This window comes from Rhodococcus sp. EPR-134 (genome assembly GCF_001647205.1).
Taxonomy (GTDB): domain Bacteria; phylum Actinomycetota; class Actinomycetes; order Mycobacteriales; family Mycobacteriaceae; genus Rhodococcus_F; species Rhodococcus_F qingshengii.
In genome coordinates, this window is sequence record NZ_LVCT01000105.1 from 1 (window position 1) to 6,051 (window position 6,051).

The following is a 6,051-nucleotide window of genomic DNA, read 5'->3' on the forward strand; positions in this document are numbered from 1 at the left end:
CCAGCATCTGCGATGACAGGACCCTGAGGATTCGAGGATCGGGCAGCCCCGTGATCGCAACGAGTTTCCCGTCATTTCCGAGAGCAATATCGTTGAAGTACTGATCGAATCCCGGAAAATTTGTATGGACGAGAGCTACTTCGATTTCGGTTGACTTCGTTTCAGGAATGAACTTGTAGATGACTGGGCTACCGAAGTCGTAGAAGTAGACAACCCCGGAATCACTCACAGCGAGCGCACCTGGATGCTCACGCGTTGTCAGAACCTCCTGCGAGGTGCCACCAGCTGGCATCTTCAGAATCCGTCCCTGCGAGTTGGTTCCCTCTCCCTCGCTGACGTACACGCTTCCCTCGCTCCCGACCGTGATACTGGCAAGGTCGGTGAGATCTCGGAAGGGAACCTCTGACTGCTCATTAGTCGCGTCGTCGAGCCTGACAACACGATCGTGGCCCCAGTCCGTCACGAATACGTTTCCGGCCGAATCGACTTCAATAGTGCTCGGAAATTCGAGTCCCTCGAAAGACAAGACCTCGGCGTCACCAGTGCTGGGTCCGGTACTGCATCCAGCCAAGGTAGAAATCGCGATCGCGGTAGCGGCAAAGAATGCAGTCGTACGAAGCGTGGATATCGAGACAGCCCTGGCGACGATCATGGCGGCACTCCTGAATAGTCAGTTGCGACCAGAGATGACCGCCGGGAGAGAACCTTACGGCTCGAGAATTCTGGTGAAGGCAACGACGTAGTGGAAAGTTAAGTGTTTGCATCCAACGGAATCACCCGGACCGCCCAATTGCCGTGAGTCCAGCGTTCTGCCACCAGAGCGTCTGCTTTGATATTCCGATGGCCGCTTACAGATACGCCGGTTCAGGGTCCACAGTCGAGTTCGACGACGTGGCGGGGACCGTCACATTCGAGCACACGCACTGGCGTCAACCGCGCAATAAGCGGGCAGCGTCTCCCTGGATAGTCCCAGTAGGTGCAATCGAGGGCATTTCCTGGCGTGAGGCGACCGCATCCAAACCCGGCGAGATGAGATTGCTCCTTCGTGGACGCAAAGGGCATAACCGTGACGGCCGTGCTGACTTCAACTACATCACTGGCAAGGACAAGATCGGCGCGCTGGTCGCCGCACTCAACGCTGCCGTTCAAACTGCCGAGCCGATTCTTGGCTTCGGCGACGATTTGACTCCGCAGCGGGCGCCGGCGCCGGCCGCGGTGTCGGTCAATGTGCCGGTGGATCCCGCTGTTGGCCCACCGCCTCCGGAGAAGGCAGTCTTCGGCGGGTTCAAGCTCGACGGCAAGATCCTGACGTACAAGGGACAGCGCTACAGGGTCGCTGGGGTCCGAGCGTCCGTCGAGATCGGGGGCACCCAGCAACGTACGACCCTCACGCGCATGGCGCTAGGTACAGCGATCAACCCGGGCGCCGGAACCATGATCGGTGCGATGGCCAAGAAACAATCGCACAACCTCTACCTGACGATCGAGTTCCCGAGCGGCACAGAGATCATGGTCGAGGTTCCCGGCAATGCCGAATTGCTGGCCCGCAGTTTCGCATCCGCGCTCAACTCAGCCAGTCGAGCGGCAGAGAGCTAGCGCTCCACCGCTTGTCCCGGCATGGGACAACATCAGACGTACCTCGAAGTGCTCACTTGGACCTGATGGCCGGATACACCTAGTGCGAGCTGCGCAAGCTATCGATTTTCAGGAATGACAGCGAGTCGGGCCGGCCGCAGCCTCAACCGACCTCACGGTTACTCATCCTCGGCGCTCTGCTCGATTTCGTCGCACCATTGCTGGTACGCAGGACTGAGCAGATACACACAGACCGATGAGACGCCGATCTGGGCCCTAACCACCAGGCCCGGAAGGTCCCAGCGCAGGCCGCGGGTCGGTTCGATCCACCAATCCGTGGGCCGCTGCCCGAGCAGTTCGAACATCCGGTCCACGAGTGCATTGAAAACTTCATCCAGCTCAGGCTCCAAGTCGCTCTGACCGAGAACCACATCACTGGCACGGAAGGAGATCTCATCGATTGCTCGCGACAAGTCGGTTGTCGATATGTCCGCGACGCCCACCGACACATCAGGGCGATTGACTTCGAGATTGGTCACGGCTGCTGGCACCTGCTCATCGAGGCCGCTGAACTGCCAACCGACCTGACCGCAGAACGGCGGCAGGTCATTGACGGTCCACGTCCAGTCGAACTCAGCGGCCACGCGCACCGCCTGGGCAGCGCGTTCGATATCTGCTCGCATCTTTTACAGCTCTCTCGTAGTCAGAGTTGGTGATTCGGCAGTGGCCGTCAAGGCGGTCGTAGCCTCCCACATCACGACGGGGCCAAGTCCAACCACGACCGCGTCCCTCCCCCGCATGTCATCACCCACGCACCATAAGCCGAGCAGCCACGCATGCCGTTCATTGCGTCGAATGGCCCAGACCCTCCCAGACCTCATCCACCACCAATAACCCCCTCACCGCTCTCTCCTGGCCCGCGAACACCGACAAGAAGGTTGACCAGTCGATGGTCGTCAACATCAGCACGCCGCAACCGGCCGTCACGGACGTCGACCCACGCGAGGCTGGCAAGGTGCTGACCTACGGTGCCGGCATCCGATAACCGACAACCCGCCAACCCTCACCTCGACGCCCCCACGATTGATCCGTCGTCAACAACGATCAAGAAGGAAGTAGCATCCGCACATGCACGTCGACATCGAAGGCGCCACCCGGATCGCCCGCCTCGCCGCAGCATTCGACTGGACCTGGGCCGTCGACGACCTCGAACCCTTCTGCGCACAGGCTGGATGGGAACTCGTTGAATTGGATCAAACCGGCGCCTCGATTCGAACCGGACTCCGCGTCGGTCAGCCCGAATCGATAATGTTCGGGCGGCAACACAGAATGAATTGGATCTCGATCTTCGTCACGGACGTGGCAGATGATGCTACGCCCATGACCGTGGTGCGCCCGCTGCTGGACGAAGGGTTCACGAACCTCGATGTGGCATTTACCGCACTCCTGGGGACAGCCACGAGCGCCGAACCCGAACCAAAGGCAGCTCTCCGGTGGGATCTGCCGAAAGCGGTCATTTCACTGCACCTGGGTGTCAATGCGATCGACTTGCGTCTGACGAGTCCGGGATATCAGGCATGGATGGATGAGCCCGAACCGGAGGACGAGGACGAGGACTAGCGATCGAGGCCATCTCCTGACCAGGTTCAGTCGAATTCTGCTGCCAGGCGTGCAATTTCGGCAGCACGGTCAAAGTCGGTACGCATGGTCGGATCGTACTGTGAAGTTGGCACGGGGCCGCTCCTTGATGTCAGGGGGTTGGCGCGGGATCTACACCGCGCAAAACGGCTTGGCCCAAACGCTATCGTCATCGGCTATGGGCAGTGCCAACAAATGGCTCAGCGACGCTGAGATCGAACGATCCAAGGAACGCACACGCAACAATTCACAGCGAACACGAATACATCACTTCGTCCCACAGATGTATCTGCGACGGTGGGCCTCCGGACCCGAAAGCCCGCTAGTGCGGTTCACCGAAATCGCGACAGGACGCAGCGATCTCGACCTGCCGGACGCGATCGCAAACGACGAGTTCTTCTATCAGATCGTCGGTGACGACATCGACGCCGACGTGGAGCCGGACCTGTGGTTCGAAACGCACATGTCCAGGATTGAAGACGCCGCTGCGCGGTGGCTTCGATCGCTCGACAATCGCGCGGCTGGGAAAATCACCGATCCCAATCTGAGCGGGAATCTAGCCGTGTTCGTCGGCCTTCAAAGCCAGCGCACGCCCCGAGCACGTGCAGGAAACCTGGACATCAGCAGTGCTCGCGATCGGTTCAACGTCCGTGAAGCACTCGACCACCGCGCACTACTGCCTATCCTCTGCGCAGCAACAGGTATCGACTACACACCAGCACGGCACCACCAGATTATCGACGAAATCATGCTCCAACCTGAGTACACGGGGCCTAAAGCAGCTGCGATCGACACCGCCATCAAGGTTTGGAAGAAACACATCGCCCCGCTTCTGGCTCAGCGCACCTGGTGGCTCGTGACCTCCGAGCAACCGCTACTGACCTGCGACGAACCCGTCGTGCTCATCGGCTGGCCGGGGCAGCAACGCTATCCCGCCCCCGCTCTTGCCACTGCGGCACTAGTGATGTTCCCGATTGGCCCGCACCGACTCTTGCTTGCAACACCTGAAAGTCATCGTCTACGGCCACCTTTCACGCTCAGCCCGGAGGAGACCCGGGCAGAAAACCTCGAAATCGCCTCCAATGCAATCGAATTCACTTACGAGGAAACCTCCAGCGACATTTCCGCACATATGACACTGCCTCCCTTACCTCCGTTCGATCGATCGACCGCAACAAACTTTTGGGAGGCATTGCGCCCACCACCTGGTCGATGGGCAGGGCTCAACGCGCCTGAATGGCCACTCCAACGCTGGACAGCTTCCACGCCATGACCTGCGCCAAGTACAGCAGCGCGGCACTGAAAACTGGACACACCGTCAGCACATGCACACCCCGCAGGGACCTGTCATCGCCCCAGGACAGATGGCGCAAGCACGCCGGCACCGCGCATTGATCAAGACTGTTGAATCGCGACGGATAATTCACTCATGCTGGAGACGAATGTTCGAATTCCTCAGTGCGCCGCCGACGCACTCGACCAGGTGGTAGAACACCGCGGGCTCTCGCGTGATGCGACGGTTCGACAACTTCTGGCTGAGTACATCGAGGATCAACGACGACGATCCGGCGGAGACTATGACGACAGCGACAATCGGCTGACTCACATTGCAACGGTGATGCGCTATCCCACTCCAGCAGGTCGAGGCAAGCCGAAGTCCGGTGTACAGCTGCGGTTGCGACTGCCCGAGGATGCTGCTGAAAAGGCGAAACAGCTCGCCTTCAGCGTGCCGGGACAGTCACGTGCCCGCGGCCATCGCGACTACCAAGCTCGCAGGCTCACCGATGCCGTGATGACTGCAATCGCACGGGTCCAACCATTTTCCGATGCCAACCTCGAGGGGATCAAACCGCTGATCCGTCAACGCACTGCACGCGGTCTGTGGCGCCTCGTCGTTGCCTCGACCTTGTCCGGTTCAGAGTTAAAAATCCTCGAGAACGCTTACGCGGAGAAGCAGAAGCGCGACCAGGACCTCCGGAAAAGACGAGCAGTCGGACCAGTGGGCCCGGCGACCAGACTGGCGCACGAATTGCAGGAAGGCGATCAGGCATGGCACGGCGAACGTAGACGCCTCGCCGCGAATTCCATTGCCCGCGCGCTCTTGTCCGGACCGAAGACCGAACAGATGGACCGAATTCTCTATAACCAAGATGACCGGGACGCCGAATGGCCAGACCTACTGATCGAACACCAGCGACTCCTTCGGGCGGACGGTGCAGTCGATTCCGAGGGCCGTGGTGCCGGGCTGGTATGGCGGGCACGCCGAAAGCTCTATCTTGCTGATCTTCACACCTGGCTCGTCCACACCGAGGTCGCGCCGCCGCCAAGGCATTTGCACGCTTTGATCATGGAGCCGCCCGGATGGACCCTCATCCTGCCGCCAACATGGCGGCCCTACACCCTCGCGTCCACGGAAACTCTCGACAACGTCTGGGCGGATCACCTCAGTTCCGGCCGGGTCCTCGACGTCACGTCCGGCAGCAACAGACTCCTCTGGCCCACAATCTTGACGCCGAGAGGTCGCCGGCCGGTACCTGGATTCGAGCTCATCACCAAGCAAGCCGGTCCGCTCAAACCTGAACTGCTCGTCGAGATGATTCTTCGTCACTTCCCCAGCCCGCAGGACACCGACTTGCTGTACGTCACGAAACCAATCCACTATCCCGGCGATGACAGCGTCCCCATCAACTTCGACCGACCGATACCCGTGCCGGCGCGGATAGCCCACAAACTCGGTCTCATCGACAGTGAAGAACGCGACCGGCTCATCAACGAAGCGATCGCAACCAACCAGCACCAGATGGAGAGGGTCATCGCTGCGGTCCGCACGAGTTCAGA

At 60.1% G+C, this 6,051-nt stretch carries 5 protein-coding genes and 1 pseudogene; 4 read left to right on the plus strand and 2 right to left on the minus strand.

Annotation, left to right across the window (positions count from 1 at the left end; all coding sequences use genetic code 11):
- Nucleotides 1-652: pseudogene (locus tag A2J01_RS05135) on the minus strand (hypothetical protein); the annotation flags it as partial.
- A gap of 188 nt (nucleotides 653-840) precedes the next feature.
- On the opposite strand from A2J01_RS05135, the gene A2J01_RS05140 reads away from it, so the two are divergent.
- Entirely contained in the window at nucleotides 841-1,596 is a 756-nt protein-coding gene (locus tag A2J01_RS05140; protein WP_064112235.1) for a DUF4429 domain-containing protein, read from the plus strand.
- A 158-nt stretch (nucleotides 1,597-1,754) separates the two neighbouring features.
- Here A2J01_RS05140 and A2J01_RS05145 read toward each other — a convergent pair whose 3' ends face one another.
- Nucleotides 1,755-2,258, minus strand: coding sequence for a DUF6301 family protein (locus A2J01_RS05145; RefSeq protein ID WP_064112236.1), 504 nt, complete (start codon nucleotides 2,256-2,258; stop codon nucleotides 1,755-1,757).
- 445 nt (nucleotides 2,259-2,703) lie between these two features.
- Here A2J01_RS05145 and A2J01_RS05150 point away from each other — a divergent pair, with 445 nt between their 5' ends.
- The 3 genes from A2J01_RS05150 to A2J01_RS05160 form a co-directional block, all read left to right on the plus strand.
- Complete coding sequence (locus tag A2J01_RS05150; RefSeq protein ID WP_058228384.1) at nucleotides 2,704-3,195, plus strand: DUF6301 family protein; 492 nt, start codon at nucleotides 2,704-2,706, stop codon at nucleotides 3,193-3,195.
- Nucleotides 3,196-3,391: 196 nt separating this feature from the next.
- Nucleotides 3,392-4,486 (plus strand): DUF4238 domain-containing protein, encoded by a 1,095-nt coding sequence (locus A2J01_RS05155; RefSeq protein ID WP_064112237.1) that lies wholly within the window; start codon nucleotides 3,392-3,394, stop codon nucleotides 4,484-4,486.
- A 156-nt stretch (nucleotides 4,487-4,642) separates the two neighbouring features.
- Nucleotides 4,643-6,051: hypothetical protein (locus A2J01_RS05160; RefSeq protein WP_082900798.1), on the plus strand; the 1,409-nt coding region annotated here is incomplete at its 3' end.

What these genes read in the sequence shown, in the direction of transcription:
- A2J01_RS05155 (WP_064112237.1), top strand. Translation starts at nt 3,392, where the DNA reads ATGGGCAGTGCCAACAAATGGCTCAGCGACGCTGAGATCGAACGATCC.
- A2J01_RS05140 (WP_064112235.1), top strand. Translation starts at nt 841, where the DNA reads ATGGCCGCTTACAGATACGCCGGTTCAGGGTCCACAGTCGAGTTCGAC.
- A2J01_RS05145 (WP_064112236.1), bottom strand. Translation starts at nt 2,258, where the DNA reads ATGCGAGCAGATATCGAACGCGCTGCCCAGGCGGTGCGCGTGGCCGCT.
- A2J01_RS05150 (WP_058228384.1), top strand. Translation starts at nt 2,704, where the DNA reads ATGCACGTCGACATCGAAGGCGCCACCCGGATCGCCCGCCTCGCCGCA.